At 47.0% G+C, this 2,812-nt stretch carries 3 protein-coding genes; all 3 read right to left on the reverse strand.

Features of this window, described 5'->3' with window-relative positions:
* Positions 1-1,161 (reverse strand): sorbosone dehydrogenase family protein (locus tag HKN88_05760; protein NNC97561.1); only part of this gene is annotated, 1,161 nt, incomplete at its 3' end.
* Positions 1,162-1,210: 49 nt separating this feature from the next.
* Positions 1,211-2,065 (reverse strand): gluconolaconase, encoded by an 855-nt coding sequence (locus HKN88_05765; GenBank protein ID NNC97562.1) that lies wholly within the window; start codon positions 2,063-2,065, stop codon positions 1,211-1,213.
* Between the two features lie 51 nt (positions 2,066-2,116).
* Entirely contained in the window at positions 2,117-2,677 is a 561-nt protein-coding gene (locus tag HKN88_05770) for a nuclear transport factor 2 family protein (protein NNC97563.1), read from the reverse strand.
* Positions 2,678-2,812: the final 135 nt, after the last annotated feature.

A 2,812-nucleotide genomic window follows, 5' to 3' on the forward strand; every position in this document is an offset into this window, starting at 1 on the left:
CGGCATGCCGTTGACAAAGGGCACAAAAATGACTTTGTATCCACTGCGGGGTTTGCGATTCCAGGATCCATGCTGACCTATGAATGCCCCCGAACCAAACACCGATTGTATGCCTGCCTGCGTTCCATTCGTGATCGCCAATCCCAATGAGGCTGTGTGCGCACCCAGGGCGTAATCCGGAACAATGGCCTTGGCCACCAGCTCGGGTTTTTGTGGTTGCACCCGTTCATCCACGATTTGACCAAAATAACTGTAGGGCCAGCCATAGAAACCGTCTTTTTTCACCGAGCTTAAATAATCGGGGACCAGATTGTCGCCCAACTCATCGCGTTCGTTCACCACAGTGAATAACTCGCCGCTTGGACCAAAGTCCATACCCACAGGATTGCGTAAGCCCGAAGCAAAAACCGCACCCTTGGCCGTTGCCACATCGATTTCCCAGATGGCGGCGCGCCCCACTTCGATGTCCATACCATTCTCACCAATATTACTGTTAGAACCCACGGTGGCGTATAGCTTGCTTCCATCTTGTGAGGCAACAATATTTTTGGTCCAGTGATGATTAATACCGGACGGCAAGGTAAAGAATTCCTGCGGCTGTGAAGACGCTTTCAGATCTCCCGACTGATAAGGAACACTCACAATTCCGTCGGCATTGGCGATGTACAAAGTATTACCGACCAGGGTCATACCAAACGGTGAATAGAGCTTTTCCAGAAAAACCGATTGAGTTTCGGCCACCCCGTCATTATCCGCATCCCGTAACAAGGTAATACGATCCGCACTCGGCACAGCCGCCCCGGCCTTTTTCATGATCCGTTTTGCCACAAATCCTTTGATGCCCTTGATACCGCTTAAGGCATTGGGTGAGTTGGATTCGGCGACCAGCACATCACCATTGGGCAATACGTGCATCCAGCGGGGATGATCCAATCCTTGTGCGAATTCAATCACTTCCAAACCGTTCGCGGCCAGCGGGGTCTGATCTTCTGGCCAGCCGGTGGCCTCGGCCACATGCACTGTGGGAATCAAACCAGTCTCTGGCTCGGGTAATTCAGGTTGGGTACCAAACCCGGTAGATACCGGAGCCGGTTCGGGATGGTAATTCAGTACCGCGAATACGATCGCGAGTAATACGAGTACAACTAACAATTTACGCATTGGATAGCCCCGAGAGAATGAGTCGCTTGTTTACAGTGAATAGAACAAACTATTCAAGGATGAATGACCGAATACTGCCTGGCTGCCAATTAGGAACAATTAAGGTATTTCCAACCAGTAAAAAATCATTTAGATATACCGGCTGCTCGCTGGTATCCAGTAATAGAGATTGCATGCCTTGATTATCAATGTGATACAGCTTACCTGGCCAGGAACTGACAATAAACGAACCATTGTCTAACATCACGATGCCATCGGCATTTTTCATGTCCCCTGCCAGTACGGAAAGCATTTTTGACTCCCATTCCAGCGACAAGAGCTCACCTTTTGACATCGTAGTGATCAACAGGCGATTAGTTTGTGGCAATAAACCATTCACGCCACCCAAGCGTTCATCTTCAAACCAAACAGAGATTGAATCATCTACATAATTATATATTCTGGCATTCGCAGAATCGCTAACAAGCACACCAACGGATGAAACGGCTACATCATTTAAAAATTTTGCTCCGGGAACATCAACGCGCTTAATGATTTTTCCTGTAGCCGTATCAATCGCGACCAGCTGGTCTATATCAGAGACATACAAAGTAGTACCGGATAAAGCGAGTCCTTTAGGGCCGTTTAAACCGCTAGCCCAGTACTGTTGTAATAACTCACCTTGTAAAGATACTCGCGCGATGTAACCATTTTCATCTTTGGCGTCACCTTCGCCATTTACATTCGACACATAATAAAAACTTTTGTCTGTACTCAACACAACACTTTCAGGACTGTCGAGATTCTCCAATACCCATGATTCCGTAAGTTCAGGTATCGCATCAGGCTCATTGCTAACACAAGCAGTCACACTGGTGAAAAATAACAACAACGGCATACAACTCAGTAGTTTTAATTTGGACATTTCAAGCACCTGTAAAGCATGTGGATTACCTATCTTATACGAGGCAAAGTCTTAATGTAAACTGTTCCTGACCCGTTGCACCAAGCCTCCTACGACGGGCAGATGTTGATAAAAGGCATTGGCGCTGTCCCAGTAATCCTGATGGAAGATCACTTTGCCCTGTTCATTAAAACGCACCTGGGTCATACCGATGGATCGACTGCGTATGGCTTTACCTCTGGCGACAAATTCAATATCCATACTCCAGCGCAAATAATAATCGGTCTCACTTTTAGACACATCCAGCATCTTGACCGTAGTGGTTGCGTTATTAGCGGTTTTCAACAGGTACTCCACCAGCGCATCGATTGTGGTGATGGTCACGAAGGTGTCATTAAAATACAATTCATCGGCGTACAAAGAGCGTAAATTTTCCTCGGTCATACCGACATTAAAGTCACCCAACACATTTTGAAATCTATCCAATGGCTCGGAAGTCACAGCGGTACCCGGCAAACTTTGCATCAATTTGGCGTGGGTATTGAAATAGTTATCATTTTGCGTGCTGTCAACGGGCGCACCGGCACAGGAAGAAAGTAGTACTAGCAAGCAAGCAGAAATCAAAGATCGCATCGGTCAGCCCAAGTGATTAATTCACTTCGATTATACGCCAGCCAATAAAAAAGGACGCAGCGTGCGTCCTTTTTTATTGTTTATGCCTCAGTGACCCGTCATTTATTGATCGCATTCAAGGCCCGATTATCCACC

The organism is Gammaproteobacteria bacterium (assembly GCA_013001575.1).
GTDB lineage: Bacteria > Pseudomonadota > Gammaproteobacteria > Steroidobacterales > JABDMI01 > JABDMI01.